The sequence below is a fragment of the Paracoccus sp. (in: a-proteobacteria) genome, from assembly GCF_030538495.1.
GTDB lineage: Bacteria > Pseudomonadota > Alphaproteobacteria > Rhodobacterales > Rhodobacteraceae > Paracoccus.
Window position 1 is genome coordinate 75,430 of sequence record NZ_JAUNTW010000004.1, and the last position, 20,130, is coordinate 95,559.

Below are 20,130 nucleotides of genomic sequence, written 5' to 3' on the forward strand. Positions count from 1 at the left end.
ATTCTCTGCGCCGTTACCCCAGCCCGCCAATGGCGCGGTCCAGATGCGTATAACCGCCATCCGGGAAAATCCATTGCCCCGTGGTATGCCCCGCCCGCGATGACAGCAAAAACGCGCAGGTATCGGCGATTTCGCGCGCCTTGGTCATCCGCTGGCCCAGCGGGATGCGCGCCGTAATGTCGCGCAGCGCCGCGTCGGGATTGGGCAGCGTGTCCAGCCAGCGACGATAGAGGGGGGTCATCACCTCGGCCACGACGATGGCGTTGACGCGGACATTGTGGGGCAGAAACTCGACCGCCCATTCGCGGGTCAGGCCCAGTTGCGCCGCCTTGGCCGCGACATAGGCGGACGTCCCGCCCTGACCCGTCACCGCGGTTTTGCTGGCGATGTTGACGATGGCCCCTTGCTGGCCGCGCAGATCACCGGCCAGCAGATGCACCAAGGTATAATAATGCAGCAGGTTCTGGTTCAGGCTGGCGCGGAACGCATCCGGGCCAGCGTCCAACCCCACGCCGTCATTTGCGCCCGCATTGTTGACAAGCCCGTAAATCGCCCCGCCTGCGCGCGCCTGATCCACAGCGGCGCGGCATTGCGCGTCGTCGGACAATTCGACCTGCACAAATTCCGCGCCTGTCTGCGCCAGCCAATCGGGGTCCGGCGCGCGACGGGCAAATATGACGGGCTGTGCGCCTTCCTCGGCCAGGGTTTCGGTGATCGCCGCGCCAATCCCCGACGCGCCGCCGGTGACGATGATCCGCTTGCCGGTCAGATGCAGGTCCATCACGCCCCCCTGAACCGGTAACGTTCCAACGATTCGGGGCGCATTTCGATCGAGAACCCCGGCATGGTCGGCGGCATATAGGCCGCGTTTTCGATGCGCACCGGGTCGATGAAATGTTCGTGCAGGTGATCGACGAATTCAATCACGCGGCCTTCGCGGGTGCCGGCGATGCACAGATAGTCGATCATCGACATGTGCTGGACATATTCGCACAACCCCACGCCCCCGGCATGAGGGCAAACCTTCAGCCCGTGTTTGGCGGCCATCAGCATGACGGCCAGCACTTCGTTCAGGCCCCCCATGCGGCAGCTGTCGATCTGCACCACGTCAATCGCGCCCTGCATGATGAATTGTTTGAACATGATGCGGTTCTGGCACATCTCGCCGGTGGCGACCTGAACCGGGGCGATGGCCTGACGGATGGCGCGGTGACCGGCGATGTCGTCGGGGCTGGTCGGTTCTTCGATAAACCACGGATGGACAAAGGACAGGTGCCGGACCCAGTCGATGGCTTGGTCCACCTCCCACACTTGGTTGGCGTCGATCATCAGGTTCACATCGGGGCCGACCGTGTCGCGCGCGATGGTCAGGCGGCGGATGTCGTCGTCCAGATCGCGGCCGACCTTCATCTTGATATGGCGGAACCCGGCATCCACGGCCTCACGGCAGAGCCTGCGCAGCTTATCATCGTCATAGCCCAGCCAGCCCGCGCTGGTGGTGTAACAGGGATACCCTTCGGCCCGCAGAGTGGCGATGCGGGCGGGTTTGTCCGCCGCCTGCGCGGTCAGGAAATCCAAGGCCCATTCCGGCGTGATGCAGTCGGTCAGATAGCGGAAATCAATGCAGCGCACCAATTCGGCGGGCGTCATATCCGCGACCAGTTGCCAAACGGGCTTGCCCTGTTCCTTGGCCCACAGATCCCAGACGGCGTTCACGACCGCGCCGGTGGCCAGATGGATCGCGCCCTTGTCCGGGCCGATCCAGCGAAGTTGGCTGTCGCCGGTGATATGCCGCCAGAACGCGCCCATATCCGCGGTGAAATCCGCCAGATCGCGTCCCACGACCAAGGGCGCAAGCGCGTTGATCGAGGCCACGCAAATCTCATTCCCGCGCCCGATGGTAAAGGTCAGGCCGTGGCCCTGAAGCGGGCCGTCGGTGTCCAGAATAACATAGGCCGCCGAATAATCGGGGTCGGGGTTCATCGCGTCGGACCCGTCCAGCGACTGACTGGTGGGGAAACGAACGTCAATTGTGCGCAGGCCGGTGATTTTCATGCCTGCACCACGGTTTGCGTCTGTTCGCCCAGATTGTCGATGCCCAGCCGCATGACTTGGCCGGGTTTCAGATAAACGGGCGGTTTCTGCCCCAGACCCACGCCCGGCGGCGTGCCGGTGCTGATGACATCGCCGGGTTGCAGCGACATGAATTGCGACAGATAGCTGATGATCCGCGCCACATCGAACACCATCGTCGCGGTGGTGCCGTCCTGATAACGGTGGCCGTCCACCTCCAGCCACATGCGCAGATTGTTCACGTCGCCCGCCTGATCAGGCGTGACCAGCCACGGGCCGATGGGGCCGAAGGTGTCGCAGCCCTTGCCTTTGTCCCACGATCCGCCGCGTTCCAATTGGTATTCGCGTTCTGATACGTCATTGATGACGCAGTAACCGGCGACGTGGTTCAGCGCGTCGGATTCCGCGATATAGCGCCCGCCCTGACCGATGACGACGCCCAGTTCGACCTCCCAGTCGGTTTTGGATGACCCGCGCGGGATTTCCACATCGTCATTCGGGCCGCAAATGGCGCTGGTCCATTTGTTGAACACGACGGGTTCGGTGGGAATATCCATGCCGGATTCAGCGGCGTGGTCGGCATAGTTCAGGCCGATGCAGATGAATTTGCCCACGCGCCCGACGCACGGCCCGATGCGGGGGTTGCCGTCCACCACGGGCAGGCTGGCCGGGTCAATCGCCGCCAGACGGGCCAGACCGGCAGGCGTCAGCACATCGCCCGCAATATCATCGACATGCGCCGACAGATCGCGGATCGCGCCGTCATCGTCCAGCATCCCGGGTTTTTCCTGGCCCTTGGGGCCGTAACGCAACAGCTTCATCGCTTGCCTCATCTGTGTTGGGCCGGGGGCAGCGCGCCGCCCCCGGTAAGTGGGTTAATCGTAAAGAACCGCGGCGATCTCGGCGTCGTCGATATTGGTGGCGTCATACCAATAGAACCCCGTATCGATATGAGATTCCACGGTTTCCCCCCGCGCGGCGGCCACGGCGGCCTTGACGGTTTCATAGCCGATACCGACCGGGTTTTGCGTGATGGCACCCGCCATCAGACCGTCGCGGATGGCGTCGGTTTGCGCCTTGCCGCTGTCGTAACCGACGATGACGATCTTTGCGCCGGATTCGCGCACGCCGTTGACGACGCCCACGGCGCTGCCTTCATTGGTGCCGAAAATGCCCTTGATGTCGGGATTGGCGGTCAGGATCGCTTTGGTGATTTCGGTCGAACGCAGATGGTCGCCGCCGCCATATTCAACGGTGACGATCTGAACATCGGGATAGGCTTCGGCCATGCGGTTCACGAACCCGTCGCGGCGCGTCACCCCGGTGGTCGATGTCTGGTCATGCGCCACGACCGCAACCTTGCCCGACCCCCCGATCAGGTCAGCCATCTTATCCGCAGCCAAAGCGGCGGCGGCGGTGTTGTCGGTGGCCGCCGTGGCGACGGGGATGTCGCTGTCCACGCCGCTGTCAAAGGCCACCACCGGGATGCCCCGATCCTGAGCCTGACGCAGCAGCGGGATCGCCGCCTGACTGTCCAAAGCGGCAAAGCCAATCGCCGCCGGGTTGCGCGCAAGGGCGGCGGCCAGCATGTCGATCTGACGGTCAACCTGACTTTCGTTATCCGGCCCTTCGAAGGTGACGGTCACGTCAAATTCGGCTGCGGCTTTGTCGGCACCGGCCTTGACCGCCTGCCAGAACTGGTGCTGAAACCCCTTGGAAATCAGCGGCACAAACATTTTGTCCTGCGCCAGTGCCGGGCCAGCCAGCAACGACAGCGCGGCGGCGGCGCCTAACAGGGTTCTTCTGGTGAACATGGTTTCCTCCCTTTGGTTCACGATGCGGGGGCGTGGTCGCCCCTTCTTAGGTTGTTGTTCCGCGCCGGCGCAGCTGGTCGGCGTAAACGGCGGCAATGATGATCGCGCCGGTGATGACGGTTTGCCATTCAGGCGCGACCGACAGCACGCGCAGCCCGTTGGTCAGCACCGCCATGATCAGCGCGCCGATCAGCGTTCCCAACACGGTGCCGCGCCCGCCCGCCAGACTGGTGCCGCCAATGACGACGGCGGCGATGGCCTCCAGCTCATAACCCAGACCCAAGGCGGGCTGCGCGCTGTTCAGGCGGCTGGCGATCAGCAGCCCGCCGATGCCCACAATCGCCCCGGCCAGTGCATAGATCGCCATTTTCCACCGATCCACATTGACGCCGGACAGGCGCACGGCCTCTTCGTTGGAACCCAGCGCAAAGGTGTAACGCCCCAGCACCGTGCGCGACAAAATCCACGCGGTGACGGCGGCGACGATGAACAGGATCAGCACCCCGTTCGGCACCGGAAAGGCGGGGATCACGGACCCGATCAGCGACCCTTGCGAAATCGTGGTAAATCCGGGCGTGTCGTTGAAATAAATCGGGCGCGTGCCGGTGACGATCAGGGATAACCCCTTTAGAATCAGCATCATGCCCAGCGTCGCGATGAAGGGCGGGATTTTCATCTTCGCGACCAGCACGCCCGACACCAGCCCGCAGGCCGCGCCGGTGGCAATGGCCGCAGCCACCCCCAAAGGCAGCGGCATCCCGGCCCAAGTCAGCACCACCCCGGTCATCACCGCGCAGAACGTCATCAGCGTGCCGATGGACAGGTCAATCCCGCCGGTGATGATGATCAGCGTCACCCCAATCGCCAGCACTCCGTTCACCGAAGTCGCCTGCAAAATCGCCATGATATTCGACACTTGGAAAAAGTTCGGGCTGGCCAGAGAAAATCCGATCACCAGAATAATCAGGCTGGCAAAGGCCAACAGTTTTTGCTGCGCCGCGCCGCGCGGGTTCATGATGCTCATGCTGCGGTTCCTTGTGTGCCTTCGGTGTCGCGCTGCGTGGCAAGCGCCATAATCTGGGTCTGTGATGCCCCGCCGGGCAGGATGCCGGTCAACCGGCCTTCGCACATCACGGCGATGCGGTGGGACAGGCGCAGCACCTCGGGCAGTTCGCTGGAGATGACGATGATCGCCTTGCCGTCCGCCGCCAGATCGTTCAGCAGGCGATAGATTTCGGCCTTGGCCCCCACATCAATACCGCGCGTGGGTTCGTCGAAAATCAGAATGTCGCAATCGCGCAGCAGCCATTTCGCGATGACCACCTTTTGTTGATTGCCGCCGGACAGAAGGCGCACCTCTTGCCGGTCGTGGGGGGTGCGGATGCCCAGGCGCGTGATGTAATCGCGCGCAATCTCGCCCAGCCGGTTTTCGTTAATCCGGCCCATGGCGTCGGTGTAACGATGCAGGCTGGCCATGGCGATATTGGCGCGCACATCCATGGGCAGGGCCAGCCCGAAATGTTTTCGATCTTCGGACAGATAGCCGATGCCCGCAGCCACGGCGTCGGCGGGGCTGGTGATGCGGCGGGGCTGGCCATGAACGATAATTTCGCCCCGGTCGCGCGGATCAGCGCCGAAAATCGCGCGCGCCAGTTCCGTGCGTCCGGCGCCCATCAGCCCGGCAAAGCCCAAGATTTCGCCCCGCTTCAGGGCAAAGCTGATGTCGCGCAATTCGCGGCCGCGGGTGATGCCGCGCACCTCAAGCGCGGTTTCGGCATGGGACAGGTCGGGAATGGTCACGGTGTCATCGGTCAGTTCGCGGCCCACCATCATGGTGATGATCTGGCTGATCGGCGTATCGGCGGCCTGCACGGTGCCGACATAGGCCCCGTCCCGCATCACCGTGACCCGATCCGAAATCTGGCGGATTTCGTCCATTTTGTGACTGATATAGATGATTCCCACACCTTCGGCCCGCAGGCGTCGGATGATGGTAAACAGTTCCGCGATTTCCGCGTCATTCAGCGCGGCGGTGGGTTCGTCCATGATCAGCACGCGCGATTTGAACGACAGCGCCTTTGCGATTTCGACCATCTGCTGCCGCGCAATGGTCAGCCCCCCCACCTGAGCGCGCGGGTCCATCGGCACATTCATCGCGTCGAAAATCGCGGCGGCCTCGGCGTTTTGGCGGGATTCGTCGATGCGGCCCAGTGACAGACGCGGTTCGCGCCCGATCCAGATATTTTGCGCCACCGTCAGATCGCGCATCAGAGCCAGTTCCTGATGGATAATCCCGATCCCCATATCCTGCGCCGATTTGGGCGTGGGCAGGCTGACCGCCGCGCCATCAATCGCAATCACGCCGCCATCGGGTTGGTAAACGCCCGACAGGATCTTCATCAGCGTGGATTTGCCCGCGCCGTTTTCCCCCATCAGGGCGTGAACCTCGCCCGCGCGCAGGTCGAAATCGACGGATTTCAGCGCGTGAACGCCGGGGAAATGTTTATCAATCCCCCGCATCTGAATCAGGCTGGTCATGGCGTCACCCCGTAAAAGCGCGCGGCATTGCCGCCCATGATGGCCGCGCGGTCGGCATCGGGCAAGCCTGACAGGGCGGCGTCCGTGATCGCGCGCCAGTCGGCCAAGGCTGCTGCCAACGTCACAACCGGCCAATCGCTGCCCCAGATCAGGCGGTCCGGGCCGAACAGCGTCAGCAGATCGGCGATCACGCCCGGAATATCGGCGGCGGGCAGTTCGGTCATCAGCCCCGACAGCTTGCACATGATGCGCGGATTGCCCGACAGCCGCGCCATGCCCCGCCGCCATTCGGTGGGGTCACCGGGCTGCGGTTTCGCGGCATGGTCAATCACGATGGGCAAGGCGGGGTGGGCATCGGCAAAGCGGGCCAGCACGTCCAGATGCCGCGCCGTAATCAGCGCATCAAAGGTCAGCCCATGATCACACATCGCCGCCACAGCATCGCCGCGCGCGCCGGTCAGCAGCCAATCGGTATCGGCAATATCCTGCAGCATCGGGCGGATGCCCCGCAGGGTGGGGTTCCGCGCCAGCCGCGCAATCACCGCCGGCGCATCCGGCGCGGCCAGATCAACCCAGCCCACCACGCCAATAATGCGCGGATCACGCGCGGCCAAATCCAGCAGGTATTCGGTTTCCGCGACGGAATCCGCCGCCTGCACCGCAATCACCGCCCCATCCGCCGGATAATCGCCGGGGGTGAAGTCACGACGCAGAGGCTCTAACACGCCGCCCTGACCCTCTAACCAGCCGTAATCGCCGCGATCCAGCCGCCAGAAATGGCAATGTGCATCAATCTCGGTCATCGCGCGCGCCCCCCCTTACGCCGGTCAGATGGTCACGCCCCCATCCACCAGCAGCGCCTGACCGCTGACAAAGCGGCTTTCATCCGACAGCAGGTAAACCACCATCGGCGTGATGTCATCGACGGTTGCCAGCCGCCCCATCGGTTGACGCGCGATAAAGTCACGTTCCGCCTGCACCGGATCGGGGGCCGAGGCGATCCGCCCCCGCAGCGACGGCGTGTCAACCGTGCCGGGACACAGCGCGTTGCAGCGCAGCCCCTGGGTCACGAAATCGGCGGCAATGCCTTTGGTCAAACCGATCACGGCGGCCTTGGTCGCGCCATAGGCGGTCCGGTTCACAAACCCTTTGATCGACGACGCCATCGACGCCATGTTCAGCACGCTGGCGGTGCCGGTCTCGGCGGCGCGCTCCAGCATCCCCGGCAGACAGGCCCGCGTCAGCCGCATCATCGCCGTGACGTTCAGCGCCATGCTGAAATCCCAATCCTGATCGCTGATGTCCAAAACCGTGCCGTGATGCACAAAACCCGCGCAGTTGAACAACCCATCCAAGGCGCCCACGCGGCGCCCCATATCCGCCACAGCCTGCGCATCGGTCACGTCCAGTTGCGCGGTTTCAATGCCGTGATCGGCCAACCCCGCCAGCAAGCCCGCATCGCGATCCGTGGCGATGACCTGCGCGCCCTGTTCGGCGCAGGCAAGGGCGCTCGCGCGCCCAATCCCCTGACCCGCCGCCGTGACCAAGATGCGTTTCCCGTTCAACCGCATTGCCGCCCCCTCCTGCCGCATTGCCTTATATGAACAGACTATCCATATATAAATCATTGACGCAAGTTTTTTCTTGCGCTGAATTAGAGCGCAGCAAAGTTATCAAGCGCGCAGGCTTTTCATGTCTCAGACTTTGGACGACAGCGACGACACCGCCGACCGCTACCGCGCGCCCGCGTTGGACAAGGGGCTGGACATCCTCGAAGTGCTGGCCGACCAGCCCCGCGGCCTGACCCGCACCGAAATCGTGCGCGCCTTGGGGCTGAGCGCGTCACAGATGTATCGGATGCTGGAACGGCTGGTCGCGCGCGGCTATGTCGCCCGGATCGAAGGCGACCGCTATGCCCTCACCATGCGGATGTTTCTGCTGGCGCATGGCCACCCCCCCCTGCGGCGGCTGATCGCGCAGGCGCAACCGGAAATGGATCATTTTGCACGCCAGCAACGGCAATCCTGCCATCTGGTCGTGCCGGAACATGGGGCCTGCGTGATCGTCGCACAGGCGGGGCCGGTGGCGCATTGGGAATTTCGCGGGCGTGTGGGGGCGGAACTGGACCTGTTCGACACCGCGTCAGGTCGCGCGCTGCTGGCGTTCCAAGATCCTGACCGGCTGGCCACGACGCTGGGCCTGTGGGGGCTGCGCTGGGACGATTACCGCGCGCATCTGGACCCGATCGCCCCGGCGCTGGAACAGGTGCGGGCGGCGGGCTGTCAGGTGATCCCGTCAAATCAAGCGGTGGGGGTGACGGACCTGTCCGTCCCGGTCCGTGGCCCCAATGGCGATGCCGTGGCGGTGCTGACCTGCCCCTATATCGACCATCCGGGCGAACAGGCCACCAGCTTGCGCGATGCGGCTTTGCACAGCCTCATTGACCTCGGCGCGCGCCTGTCGATGACCTAAACGCGCCGCTTTCATCTTGGTCCAAATATCCCGCTGGGTGAGGAGGGTCAGAAAAAGGTCCAGTGGACCTTTTTCCCGACGAACGCCCGCCCCGTGGGGCGGGCTGGGGGGCTGGCCCCCAGCGACCACCTGTCAAAACCCCATCACCCGGCCACAACCCCCTTACGAAGAATGAAATTGCCATAGGCCCGCGTTTCCGCCGTGCGCAGAACCGCGAATGCCCCGCGCGCGCGCTCGTAAAAGGCAAACCGCTCCAGTGACGCGCTGCGGGTGCCGGCCTTCGCAAATTGAGGCTCGGCTTCGGCGACGACATCCGGCACGGCCTGCGGGTCGCCGACCACCTGCATGGTCAGCACCGGGTCGGGTTCATAATCATCGACCGGCAACAGCGACAGTACGGCGGCCACGGCGCGGGGCGCGTCGCAATCCATCCGCAGCGCCGCGCCATATACCGAAGATTCCGCCACCGATTCCGCCGGGAAATTCGCATCCGCAATCACCAATTCATCGCCATGTCCCATCTGCGCCAAGACCATCAGCAGGTCCGGGCTGATCAGCGGGTCGATCCCTTTCAGCATGTTGCCCCCCAAAAACAAAACCGGGCCGATGGTGCGGCCCGGTGTGATGATATGCAAGGCTTAGTTCCCCGCGCCAACTCCAACACCCCCGCTTTATCTTCTGTGTCGAAATATCCCGCGGGGTGAGACGGATCAGGAAAAGGTCCAGTGGACCTTTTCCCCGTCGAACGCCCGCCCCTGTGGGGCGGGCTGGGGGGCGCGAAGCCCCCAGCGGTCACGGATCAGAGCACCATGGCCAAAGATGCGCCGGGTAACCTCATGTAATCCTCAGTTCCCCGTGCGGATCAGGCGATACGCGTCGCCCGCGACATCCATATCCGCGTTCAGCATCTGCAACACGCCGTCGCCGGTGTTGATCAGGAAGGTGTCTTCGCGGTCGTCTTCGTCGGATGCCAGCGTGATCACGCCGTTGGTCATGAACCAATCGCCCGCGTCCTGAAAGGTGCCGTCTTTTTCCTCTTGATAGGTTTCGGTGCGGGTATAGGTGCCGTCGTTATAGAGGTTCACATAGACCTCGATCCCCGGACAACTGGCGCAGGGGATGACACCTTCATACAAGCCCCCCAGTTCCAGCGTGGCAAGGTCTTCGCCACCGATATAGCCTTCGGGCGCATCCTCGCCCCCGGTGTCCACGACCGGGATGGCGGTATGGGACGCCTTGTAATCATGGGCGGAAATCGCAGCGGCAGGGCCGCCTTCGCCCGTGACCGACAGTTTCAGTTCAAAGGATTGCGGGCCGGGGTTTTCGTCAGCAATCGGGCCGGTCATCGCGACGCGCAATTCATAGACCCAATCGCGCGGCAGAACCACGGCCTCGCCATCCAGCAGGGGCTGGTTGATGGGGGCATAGAGAAACGCCTCCATCGGGACATCCGAATCCAGCGAAGCGGTCAGGCGCTGGCCTTTGCTGGCATCGATGAAATAGCTGCAAAAGGCGCGGCCCTCGATCACGCCGGCGATGGCGGCGGGGGTCGAGCCGATCTCATGCGGAACATCGCCGCAATCGGGTTCGGCGGCCAGTGCCGGCACCGCAAACGCGCCCAAAATCAACGCAAGGCCAAATGTCTGTTTCATCGTCATCATCCTGTATTGCTGGGCTTTTGTCGCCCGGTGATCCCTATATGGCCGTTTTATGTGGATAAAGCGTGGATGATCGGCGCATCCCCGGTTGATGCGGGCTGACGGGGTTTTCGCAAAGCCTCCACCATCTGTCCACATTGGGCGGGCATATCGGCGCCATGATAAATCTGGCGTTGAAATCAGTGATACATGGCTGGCGGCGGTTTTTACCGGTCGCGGTGGCTGTTGGCGTGTCGGGCGTCATGATGGTGATGCAGGTGGCGCTGGCCATGGGCGCGTTTCAGATGGCCGCCGCGCCGGTGCGGATGTCGGCGGGCGATCTGTGGGTCGGGCCTGCGGATGCGCGCGCGCTGGACCACAGCACGGGTCTGGGGCCGTTCGCGGCCAGTGGGCTGTGGCTGGACCCCGATATCGCGCGGATCGAGCCATGGGCGCAGGCCGCCTATGCCCAGATTGGCGATGACGCGATGGCGGCACAGGCCAGCGTGCAGCCGATTGATGCAGGCGCGGGCGCAATGGGGCTGGCGCGCGTGGTGCCGCCTGATCTGCGCGCACGTCTGGCGGAACCCGGCACGGCGCTGATCGGGGCGGCGGATGCGGCGAAGCTGGGCGTTTCGGTGGGCGATACGCTGCGGGTCAGCCGCCAGCCGCTGCGGATCGTGGGGGTGGTGCCGGAATTGCGCACGCTGTTCGGCACGCAACTGGTGACGTCGGACGCAACCGCCCGCGCTCTGTCAGGCGAAGCGACCGGGACGCCTGCGTTCTACATCCTGCGTCTGCGGGATGGCGCGGACCCGGCAGAGGTGGCCGAACGTCTGATGCAGGGCAACCCCGCGCCGGAATATGTGGTGTGGCCGCCCGACGATCTGGCATCGGCCACGGTGCAGGTCTGGGCGCTGGAATCCGGGGCGGGAACATTGTTCATCGCGTCATCTGCGATTGCGCTGGTCATCACGCTGATGGTGGTCAGTCAGACGCTTGGTGCGGCGGTGGCGGGGCAGGTGCGCGAATATGCGGCGCTGCGGGCCTATGGCATCGGGTTTGGGTCGTTGCAGATGATCGTGATGCGGCAGGGCTTTTACGTCAGCATCGGCGCGCTGGGCCTGACCGCGGCGCTGTCGGCGGCGCTGCTGGCCGTTCTGCGCGCGCGCAACATTGCCACCGATCTGCCGCTGACGCTGGCGGCGGTTGTGGCGGGGCTGCTGGCGGGGGTGGTGCTGGTGTCGAACCTGTTCGCCGTCCGCCGCCTGCGCCGCGCCGATCCTGCGGCTTTGCTGAGGTAACACGATGATTCATCCGGGTCCATTTACCACTCTGTCGGGGCGCGAGCTGACCAAAACATTCGGCCATGGCGCGCGCGCCCTGCGGGTGCTGGACGGGCTGGATCTGGATTTGCCGCGCGGAGGGTTCAGCCTGGTCAAAGGGCCGTCGGGCTGTGGCAAATCCACGCTGCTGGCGGTGCTGGCCGGTCTGACGCCGCCCGACAGCGGCACGGTGTCGGCGCTGGGTTCGCCCCTCTGGGCCATGAACAACGCCGCGCGCGATGCGTTTCGGTTGGCGCATATGGGGTTCATCTTTCAGGGCTCGATCCTGTTTCCGGCCCTGACCGCGCGGGAACAGATTGAACTGGTGCTGGGCTATGGCGGGGTCGGGCGCGACGCGGCCCGCGATCGTGCTTTGCGCGCCTTGGACGATGTCGGGCTGGCCGCGCGCGCGCATCTGCGCCCCGACGCCCTGTCAGGCGGAGAAAAACAGCGCGTCGCGATTGCCTGCGCGCTGGCCAAACAGCCGCAACTGATTTTCGCGGATGAACCGACCAGTGCGCTGGACAGCGAAAACAGCGAACTGGTCAGCGCGCTGTTGCGGCGGCTGTCGCGCGATCATGGCGCGACGGTGCTGTGCGTGACGCATGACGACCGCCTGACGCCGTGGGTTGATCGCATTTTTCACATGCGCGCCGGACGCATTGCCGGTGTCGAGATTGGGGGTTCGGCATGAGAATTGCCTTTGTTTTCTGCCTGTTGGTGGTGCTGGCTTTGGGGGCGTTTTTCACGCCGTTACCCGCCCATGCGCAGGATGGCCCGTGGATTGCGGTGGCGCGCGGGACCGTGGACGCGCAAGGCGGGCTGATGCGTCTGGCCGCGCAACGTGAAGGGCTGATCGCGCAGGTCATGGCCGAAGAAGGCGACCATGTGACCGCCGGTCAACCCCTTGCGCGGCTGGATGATGCGGGCGCGGCGCTGCAACTGGCGCTGACCGTGGCCGAGGTCGAACAGGCCGAAACGCAGGTCGCTTTGGCGCAGATGCGCGCCGATCACGCGCAGGCGGACGCGGACCGTCTACGCCCCTTGGCCCGCAGCGACGCCGTGCCGCAGCGCCAGATTGATGAAGCAAACCGCACCGCCCGCATCACCGCGCTGGAACTGACCGCCGCGCAGCAATCGGCGGCGCTTGCGCGGCAACGCATCGCGGTGCAGCAGGCGGAAATCGACGCGCGGGTGATTACCGCGCCGGTGGACGGCGTGATCCTGCGCCGCGCCGCGCGGCCGGGGGATGCCACATCGACCGCGACGGTGACGGAAATGTTCCTGCTGGCCCCCGACGGCCCCCGCGTTTTGCGCGCGCAGTTGGATGAACAATTCGTCGGTCTGGTCACGCCCGGACAACGGGCCGAGGTGATCCGCGAACGCGATGACGGCACCCGGCTGAGCGGCACGGTGCAGCGCGTCGCCCCCGTATTCGGCAGCGCCACCCCCGGCGCGCGGACGGGCGATGATGCGCGCACGGTGGACATCACCATCACGCTGGACGGACCGGCGGCAGAATTGGAACGGCTGGTTCTGGGCCAGCGGATGATTGCACGGATTTTGAAATGAAACATGCGTCTTTGGTGGTGGTGCTGGCTCTGTCCGCCTGCGCCGCTGTGCCGGAACTGACCGGCCCCGTGACCGCGATTCCGGCGGCGGAGTTTCAACGCGCCGACGCCCCCGTCTGGCGGATGGATTTTGGCGATGCGGGCTTGCGCACGATGCTGGCGCAGGCCGATGCGCAGGGGCTGGACGTGGCCGCCGCCCGCGCGCGGTTTCGCGCTGCTGATCTGACGCTGGCATCGGTGGGCCGCGGCGTGACGACAACCGCCGATGCCCGGATGGACCGTGCGGGCGGGCGTTTGGACGGCGCGATCAGTTGGGAACCCGACCTTGCCGGGCGGTTTGACGCGGCGCTGCAATCGGCGGGGCTGGAACGCGCCGCCAGCGGGATGGACCTGCTGATCGCGCGGCGGACGGTGGCGCGCGAGGTGGCGCAGGGTTGGGTGTCGCTGATCGAATCGCGCATCGCTGCGGCGCGGATCAACACCGACATCGCCACGGAAACCCGCGCGCTGACCCTGATCCGCGCGCGCCATGCGGCGGGGGAATCCACCGGCGCCGATCTGGCCGCGCGGGAACAGGCGCTGATCCGGCTGCGCGCGGATGCGGCGGGGGCCTCGGGGCGGGTGGCCTTGGCGGAATCGCGGCTGCGGGCCTTGGGCGTGCAGACCATCCCGTCGGGGGCATCGCTGAAATCCGCGCGCCGTCCGGCCCCGCCTGCGCGCACCGATCTGGGCGCGACGGGTGCCGCGCCGGGGGTTTGCGCCGCATGGCTGCGGTTCCGGGCGGCGGATGCGTCGCGGGCCGAAACGCTGGCCGCCGCGCGCCCGCGCGTCGTGGTCACGTCATCCATCGAGGCAGCGGCGAAAACGCTGGCCGGTTTGGTCGCGGGCAACGCCGCCGCCGTCACCCACAGCGTCCGGGTCGAAGGCGCGCTGATCGACGCGGGCCAGACCCGGCAGCGCGTCGATCAGGCCCGCCTGTCGGTGGCGCAGGCCGAAATCGACTGGCTGCGCGCCCGGTCGCAGGCCGAGATTGCCGCGCTTGAGGCCGTCGTGGCCCAGCACACCGCCGAAGGCGCGCTGTCCGCCGCCCTGTCCGCGTGGCAATCGGCGCAGGCGGAACAGACCCGCACCCGCGCGCGTCTGGATGCGGGGCTGGCCGATGGTGTCGAAATGGCGGAATCCGATCGCGCCGTCGCCGCCGCTCAGCGAGACATTGACGCCGCCCGCGCCGATGCGTTCCGCGCCGCCGCTGCGCTGCATGACGCATTGCCGCCCCCGGTTGCCGGTTGCGGCCCCGCCCTGTAATCACGCCGCAAAGGAAGCCATTATGACCACACCCAGCGCGCTGATCCTGATTGTCGAGGACGAAGCCGAAATCGCCCTGATCCTGTCGCGTTATCTGGAACAGGCGGGGTATCGCACCCTGACCGCGCGTGACGGCGATCAGGCGCTGACGCATTGCCAGACCATGCGCCCCGATCTGATGCTGCTGGATCTGAACATCCCGCGCCGGGACGGGTTTCAGGTGCTGGCGGCGCTGCGCCAGAACGACGCTCTGCCCGTCATCGTCATCAGCGCCCTGTCCGAAGACGACGACAAATTATCCGCGCTGCGGATTGGGGCGGATGATTACGTCACCAAGCCCTTTAACCCCAAAGAGGTCGTGGCCCGCGTCGCCGCCGTTCTGCGCCGGATGCAGCCCGCGCCTCAGGTCGTTTTGCGGTTGGGGAATGTCACGCTGGACCCCTTGGCGCGGCGGGTGACGACGCCTGCGGGCGATATCGGCCTGACCGACAGCGAATATCGCCTGATGCAGGTGCTGCTGCGCCATCCGGGCCGCGCCTTTAGCCGCGCGGAACTGCTGGATGGCGGGCTTGAGGACAGCGATGCCCTGGAACGCACCGTTGACAGCCACATGTCGCATCTGCGGCGCAAGCTGAAATCGGGCGGCGCGGATGTGGAAATCGCGGGCGTCCGAGGCTTTGGCTATCGTCTGGATCGCGGCTGATGCGGGGGTTGTCCAGCTATCTGTTCCGGGTTGCGCTGCTTGCGACGCTGATTGCGGTGATGGTGATTCTGGCCGTGGCCTTGGGCGGCGACTGGATCAGCTTTCAGGTGTTTCTGAACAACCTGCCCGCCGATCTGCGGCTGGAAATGACGCATGGAACCGGCGATTTCAGCCCCGAATTATCGGCGGCGATGAACGCGCATTATATGGGGTGGGTGAACCGTGCGATCCCCTTGGCCGCCGTGCTGGTGGGGCTGGCCGTGGGCGGCGTGGTCGGCATGGTCCACAGCCGCCGCCTGATGCGCCCGCTGGACGGGCTGGCGCAGGCGGCGGAACGGCTGGCCCATGGCGATATGTCCGTGCGCGCCGATCTGGCCCCGTCGCGGATCGACGAAATCGACGCCTTTGTGCGGAACTTTAACACGATGGCGGCGGCGATCGAACGGTCCGAACGCAATTTGCGCGAATCGAACGCCGCGATTGCGCATGAATTGCGCACGCCGTTAACCATCCTGAACGGGCGGCTGAACGGGATGCTGGATGGCGTGTTTCCGGTGGATGATGACGGGCTGCGGCTGCTGTTGACGCAAACCGATCAGTTGCAGCGGATCATCACGGATCTGAACCTGCTGACGCTGGCCGCGGCGGGGCGGTTTGAACTGCGCGCGGTGCCTCTGGATTTGGCGGATGCGGTGCGGGCGGGGCTGGCCGATCAGGGGGTGGAACTGGCCCTGTCGCCGGCGCCCGCGCGCGCGGACCCGGCGCGGGTGCGGCAAATCCTGTCGGCTCTGCTGCACAATGCGCGCCGCTATGCGGGGCAGGGGCTGCGGGTGGAAACCGGGACGGCTGAGGATGGCGCGTTTTTGGCGGTCATGGATCGCGGGCCGGGGCTGACGCCGGATCAGGCCGAGCGCGTGTTTGACCGTTTCTGGCGGGCCGAGGGGTCGCGCAACAAAGCCGACGGCGGTTCCGGGCTGGGCCTGTCGGTCGTGCGCGCTCTGGCCCATGCGCATGGGGGCGATGTGCGGTATCACGACCGGGCGGGAGGCGGTGCGGTGTTTCGCGTCACTTTTCCGGGGGCGTGACGCCTGCGTGACAGCGCGCCCGATGGGGCTGGATTCCCGCCGCGCGCCGCGTCACCATGCGACCAAACAAACGGACCGCGTTATGACCCAACACACAGGCACCCCCGCCGAAGTCTTTACCACCTTTCTGCGTCTGGGGCTGACCAGCTTTGGCGGGCCGGTGGCGCATCTGGGCTATTTCCGGGATGAATTTGTGAACCGGCGCAGATGGCTGACGGATGCGGCCTATGCCGATCTGGTGGCGCTGTGTCAGTTTTTGCCGGGGCCGGCCTCGTCTCAGGTGGGTTTTGCCGTGGGGATGATGCGCGCGGGCTGGGCCGGGGCTGTGGCGGCGTTTGTGGCGTTCACGCTGCCATCGGCGATTGCGCTGTTGGTCGTGGCGCTGACGGCGGCGCAACTGACCGGGCCGGTCGCCACGGGCGCGCTGCATGGGCTGAAAATCGTCGCCGTGGCCATCGTGGCGCAAGCGGTCTGGGGCATGGCGCGCAGCCTGTGCCCGGACCGAGAACGGGCCAGCATCGCGCTGCTGGCGGTCGTGATGCTGGCGTTTTTGCCGGGCGCGTTCGGCATGGTCGGCGCGATTGCGGCGGGGGCCGTGGCGGGGCTGGCCTTGGGGCGCGGTCCGGCGCAACCTGCGGGCGCGCAGATGCCGCTGCCGGTGACGCGCCGGGGGGCCATCGTCGCGCTGATCGCGTTTGTCGCGCTGTTGCTGGGACTGCCGCTGATGGCGGGGCTGTCGCAGGCCTTGGCCGTGGCGGATGCGTTTTATCGCGCGGGGTCGCTGGTGTTCGGCGGCGGGCATGTCGTGTTGCCGCTGTTACAGGCCGAGGTCGTGGCCCCCGGCTGGATCACCCCCGACCAGTTCCTGACCGGATATGGCGCGGCGCAGGCGGTGCCGGGGCCGTTGTTCACCTTTGCCGCCTATCTGGGCGCGGTGCTGGATGGGCCGGTGACCGGAATTGTCGGCGCGACGCTGGCGCTGATGGCGGTGTTTCTGCCGGGGTTTTTGCTGCTGATCGCGGCGTTGCCCTTTTGGGCGCAGTTCCGCGCGATGCCGGTGGCGCAATCCGCGATGCAGGGTGCCAATGCCGCCGTGGTGGGGGTGCTGGGCGCGGCGCTGTATTCGCCGGTCTTTACCAGCGGCGTCACCGATATGCGGGATTTTGCGCTGGCTTTGGGGTGTTTCATCGCGCTGATGCTGTGGCGGGTGCCGTCTTGGGCCGTGGTGCTGATCGGGGCTTTCGGTGGTATCGCGCTGAGCTTGGTGTAAGCTGCGGCCATGTCGGACGACGATTTATGGTTCCTGCCGGGGCCGCTGGATGAACCGCAAACGCCCCTGATGGATGCCCGCGACTGGCGGGCGGCGCAATCGGCCTTGGCCGCTGATCTGGCGCGCGCGGCAATGGCTGTGGGGCGGCTGGACGAGCTGATCGCCCAGATGGGGGCAGGTGCGGCGCGGCGTCTGGCGCTGCAACAGGTCGAATCCTTCCTGTGGGCGGCGGGAACGCCCCTGCGGCGCGAAGAGATTGGCCGCGATTTGATGGATGCCCGCGCTGATGCTGATATGGCGGTGATGGGGCTGGCCCGCTGGTCCTTGCGCCGGTTAGAGGGCGCGGGCGATCCCGCCGATCTGCGCGGGTTTCTGGCGCTGCACCGGGCGCAGGATCCGGTCGGTGTGTCGCCGCGCCCGGTGGGGGTGGTCTTTGACGAAACAGCGGCGGCGTTCGCGGCGATGCTGAACGACGCCCGCGCGTTACACCCGCTGGCCTTGGGTGCGTTTGCGGCGCAGGCATGGCGGCTGTCGGGCCTGTCGCCGGATGATGACGTGGCCGAGGGCGCGACCCTGACCGCCCGCCTGATGGCGCGGGATTGTGTGGCGCTGCCCTTTGTCCCGGTGGCGCGGGCGGGGCTGCGGCTGGGGGGCGGGGCGGCGGACCGGCTGCGCGATCATCTGCACGCGGTGCAGGCGGCGGCGACCGCAGCCCGGCATGACCTGATGCGGCTGCGCGACTGGGCGGCGCGGCCTGTGCGCGGAAACGCGGCCCGGATCATCGCCGCGTTGCTGGCGCATCCGATTGCGACCACGCAGATGGTCGAACAGGCGGCGGGCGTGTCGCGCGACACCGCCGAACGCCATCTGGCGCGGCTGGCCGCCGACGGTCATGTGCGCGAACTGACCGGCAACAGCCGGTTTCGCCTGTGGGCGGCGGCGGTGTGAACCAAAGCGCGCCCGGCGCGTTACCCCACAGCGCCAAAGGAACCGCCATGCCCGATCCTGTCAAAGTGCCGCTTGCCACGCGCCCGCTGGGGGTGATTGGAACCGCTCTGACCGCGCGGCGCAACCTGTTGGAGCTGATCCCCGAACTGGCCACGCGGCAACCGATGGTGTCGGGCAAAACCGCGATCCGCTGGCATATGGTGATGGACCCGGACAGCCTGCGCCGCATTCTGAAGGATCGCGTGGATGATTACCCCAAATCCGTAACCACGAAACTGATTCTGGAACCCGCCATCGGTGACAGCCTGTTCATCGCCGAGGGCGCGAACTGGCGCTGGCAACGCCGCGCCGCTGCCCCCGCCTTTGCCACCCGCAACGTCCAGAATCTGGGGCCGGTGATGACCGCGGCCGCCAAGGCCAGCCTCCGGCGATTGCAGGCCGCCACGGGGCCGGTGGACATCATGCAGGAAATGGTCGCCGCCACGTTCGAGGTGATTTCCGACGTCACCTTTACCGGCGGCGGCATGTTTGACCGTCAGGCGGTGCATGACGGGATCAACGCCTATATCGCGCAAACAGCGCGGGTGTCGCTGCTGGATGTGCTGGGCCTGCCCCGGTGGATTCCGCGTCCGGGGCGGCTGTTGTCCGGGCGTGACCTGCGCCAGATGCGCGCCATGGCCGACCGCGCGATTGCTGACCGGGCCGAGGCCGCGCGCCACGACCCGCCCGATCTGCTGGACCTGTTGCTGGATGCGCAAGACCCGGAAACCGGCCGCATGATGAACCGCGATGAATTGCGGGACAATCTGCTGACCTTTATCGTCGCGGGGCATGAAACTACGGCGCTGACGCTGGCGTGGGCGCTGTATCTGTGCGCGCATGACCCGGACGTGCAGGATCGCGCGGCGGCGGAATCGCGCGCCGTATTGGGGGATCGCGCGGCGGGTGCGGATGATCTGGCCGCGCTGCCCTTGATCCACCGGATCGTGTCGGAATCGCTGCGGCTTTATCCTCCGGCGGCGTTTTTGTCGCGCATGGCGCAGGCGCATGACCGGCTGTGCGGGCGCGAGGTGCGTCCCGGCGATACGGTCATGCTGCCCATCTATGCGCTGCACCGCCATAAGATGCTGTGGGACCGACCCGATGCGTTTGATCCCGACCGGTTCCTGACCCCGCCCGATCGTTACGCATTCCTGCCATTCGGCGCAGGGCCGCGCATCTGCATCGGCGCCAATTTCGCCGTGCAAGAGGCCGTGATTATCCTGTCCACCCTGCTGGCGCGGTTCCGGTTTGATCTGATCCCCGGACGTCGGCCCGAACCGCAACTGATCCTGACGCTGCGCCCCAAAGGCGGGGTGTGGCTGCGCGTCACGCCGCGCTAACGCCCCC

The 20,130-nt window shown here is 66.0% G+C and carries 20 protein-coding genes; 10 read left to right on the forward strand and 10 right to left on the reverse strand.

Annotated elements, in window-relative coordinates:
- Window positions 1-13: 13 nt before the first annotated feature.
- The 8 genes from Q4G20_RS04820 to Q4G20_RS04855 are packed head-to-tail and all read right to left on the reverse strand — an operon-like array spanning window position 14 to window position 7,996.
- Window positions 14-781, reverse strand: a complete 768-nt coding sequence (locus Q4G20_RS04820; RefSeq protein ID WP_303342241.1) for an SDR family oxidoreductase — start codon at window positions 779-781, stop codon at window positions 14-16.
- A complete protein-coding gene (locus Q4G20_RS04825) occupies window positions 781-2,055 on the reverse strand; it encodes an L-fuconate dehydratase (protein ID WP_303342242.1) in 1,275 nt (424 codons plus the stop codon). The genes Q4G20_RS04820 and Q4G20_RS04825 overlap by 1 nt, the downstream gene beginning before the upstream one ends.
- Entirely contained in the window at window positions 2,052-2,894 is an 843-nt protein-coding gene (locus tag Q4G20_RS04830) for an ureidoglycolate lyase (protein WP_303342243.1), read from the reverse strand. The genes Q4G20_RS04825 and Q4G20_RS04830 overlap by 4 nt, the downstream gene beginning before the upstream one ends.
- A 54-nt stretch (window positions 2,895-2,948) precedes the next feature.
- Window positions 2,949-3,887 (reverse strand): ABC transporter substrate-binding protein, encoded by a 939-nt coding sequence (locus Q4G20_RS04835; RefSeq protein WP_303342244.1) that lies wholly within the window; start codon window positions 3,885-3,887, stop codon window positions 2,949-2,951.
- Window positions 3,888-3,933: 46 nt separating this feature from the next.
- Window positions 3,934-4,911, reverse strand: coding sequence for an ABC transporter permease (locus Q4G20_RS04840; RefSeq protein ID WP_303342245.1), 978 nt, complete (start codon window positions 4,909-4,911; stop codon window positions 3,934-3,936).
- Entirely contained in the window at window positions 4,908-6,425 is a 1,518-nt protein-coding gene (locus Q4G20_RS04845) for a sugar ABC transporter ATP-binding protein (protein ID WP_303342247.1), read from the reverse strand. Before Q4G20_RS04845 ends, Q4G20_RS04840 begins: the two co-directional genes overlap by 4 nt.
- Window positions 6,422-7,228 carry an amidohydrolase gene (locus tag Q4G20_RS04850; RefSeq protein WP_303342249.1) on the reverse strand — a complete coding sequence of 269 codons (807 nt, stop codon included), beginning with the start codon at window positions 7,226-7,228 and terminating at the stop codon, window positions 6,422-6,424. Before Q4G20_RS04850 ends, Q4G20_RS04845 begins: the two co-directional genes overlap by 4 nt.
- Window positions 7,229-7,252: 24 nt before the next feature.
- Window positions 7,253-7,996, reverse strand: a complete 744-nt coding sequence (locus Q4G20_RS04855; RefSeq protein WP_303342251.1) for an SDR family oxidoreductase — start codon at window positions 7,994-7,996, stop codon at window positions 7,253-7,255.
- A 121-nt stretch (window positions 7,997-8,117) separates the two neighbouring features.
- Between Q4G20_RS04855 and Q4G20_RS04860 the strand changes: the two genes are divergently transcribed.
- Window positions 8,118-8,897 carry an IclR family transcriptional regulator gene (locus Q4G20_RS04860; RefSeq protein WP_303342253.1) on the forward strand — a complete coding sequence of 260 codons (780 nt, stop codon included), beginning with the start codon at window positions 8,118-8,120 and terminating at the stop codon, window positions 8,895-8,897.
- Window positions 8,898-9,040: 143 nt separating this feature from the next.
- On the opposite strand, the gene Q4G20_RS04865 is transcribed toward Q4G20_RS04860, so the two are convergent.
- Together Q4G20_RS04865 and Q4G20_RS04870 are read right to left on the reverse strand one after the other, a co-directional pair.
- On the reverse strand, window positions 9,041-9,532 hold the full coding sequence (locus Q4G20_RS04865; RefSeq protein WP_368660777.1) for an RbsD/FucU family protein: 492 nt from the start codon (window positions 9,530-9,532) through the stop codon (window positions 9,041-9,043).
- A 210-nt stretch (window positions 9,533-9,742) separates the two neighbouring features.
- On the reverse strand, window positions 9,743-10,549 hold the full coding sequence (locus tag Q4G20_RS04870) for a copper resistance protein NlpE (RefSeq protein ID WP_303342255.1): 807 nt from the start codon (window positions 10,547-10,549) through the stop codon (window positions 9,743-9,745).
- 188 nt (window positions 10,550-10,737) lie between these two features.
- Between Q4G20_RS04870 and Q4G20_RS04875 the strand changes: the two genes are divergently transcribed.
- The 9 genes from Q4G20_RS04875 (at window position 10,738) to Q4G20_RS04915 (ending at window position 20,123) form a co-directional block, all read left to right on the forward strand.
- Entirely contained in the window at window positions 10,738-11,838 is a 1,101-nt protein-coding gene (locus Q4G20_RS04875) for an ABC transporter permease (RefSeq protein ID WP_303342425.1), read from the forward strand.
- Window positions 11,839-11,842: 4 nt separating this feature from the next.
- A complete protein-coding gene (locus Q4G20_RS04880; protein ID WP_303342256.1) occupies window positions 11,843-12,553 on the forward strand; it encodes an ABC transporter ATP-binding protein in 711 nt (236 codons plus the stop codon).
- Window positions 12,550-13,431: an HlyD family secretion protein gene (locus Q4G20_RS04885; protein WP_303342258.1), complete on the forward strand. Its 882-nt coding sequence runs from the start codon at window positions 12,550-12,552 to the stop codon at window positions 13,429-13,431. Before Q4G20_RS04880 ends, Q4G20_RS04885 begins: the two co-directional genes overlap by 4 nt.
- Entirely contained in the window at window positions 13,428-14,735 is a 1,308-nt protein-coding gene (locus Q4G20_RS04890) for a TolC family protein (protein ID WP_303342260.1), read from the forward strand. The genes Q4G20_RS04885 and Q4G20_RS04890 overlap by 4 nt, the downstream gene beginning before the upstream one ends.
- 22 nt (window positions 14,736-14,757) lie before the next feature.
- Entirely contained in the window at window positions 14,758-15,438 is a 681-nt protein-coding gene (locus Q4G20_RS04895) for a response regulator transcription factor (RefSeq protein WP_303342261.1), read from the forward strand.
- Window positions 15,438-16,523: an ATP-binding protein gene (locus Q4G20_RS04900; RefSeq protein ID WP_303342262.1), complete on the forward strand. Its 1,086-nt coding sequence runs from the start codon at window positions 15,438-15,440 to the stop codon at window positions 16,521-16,523. The genes Q4G20_RS04895 and Q4G20_RS04900 overlap by 1 nt, the downstream gene beginning before the upstream one ends.
- Window positions 16,524-16,605: 82 nt before the next feature.
- Window positions 16,606-17,793 (forward strand): chromate efflux transporter, encoded by a 1,188-nt coding sequence (gene chrA / locus Q4G20_RS04905; RefSeq protein WP_303342263.1) that lies wholly within the window; start codon window positions 16,606-16,608, stop codon window positions 17,791-17,793.
- Between the two features lie 9 nt (window positions 17,794-17,802).
- A complete protein-coding gene (locus Q4G20_RS04910; RefSeq protein WP_303342264.1) occupies window positions 17,803-18,741 on the forward strand; it encodes a helix-turn-helix domain-containing protein in 939 nt (312 codons plus the stop codon).
- Between the two features lie 47 nt (window positions 18,742-18,788).
- Window positions 18,789-20,123, forward strand: a complete 1,335-nt coding sequence (locus Q4G20_RS04915) for a cytochrome P450 (protein ID WP_303342265.1) — start codon at window positions 18,789-18,791, stop codon at window positions 20,121-20,123.
- Window positions 20,124-20,130: the final 7 nt, after the last annotated feature.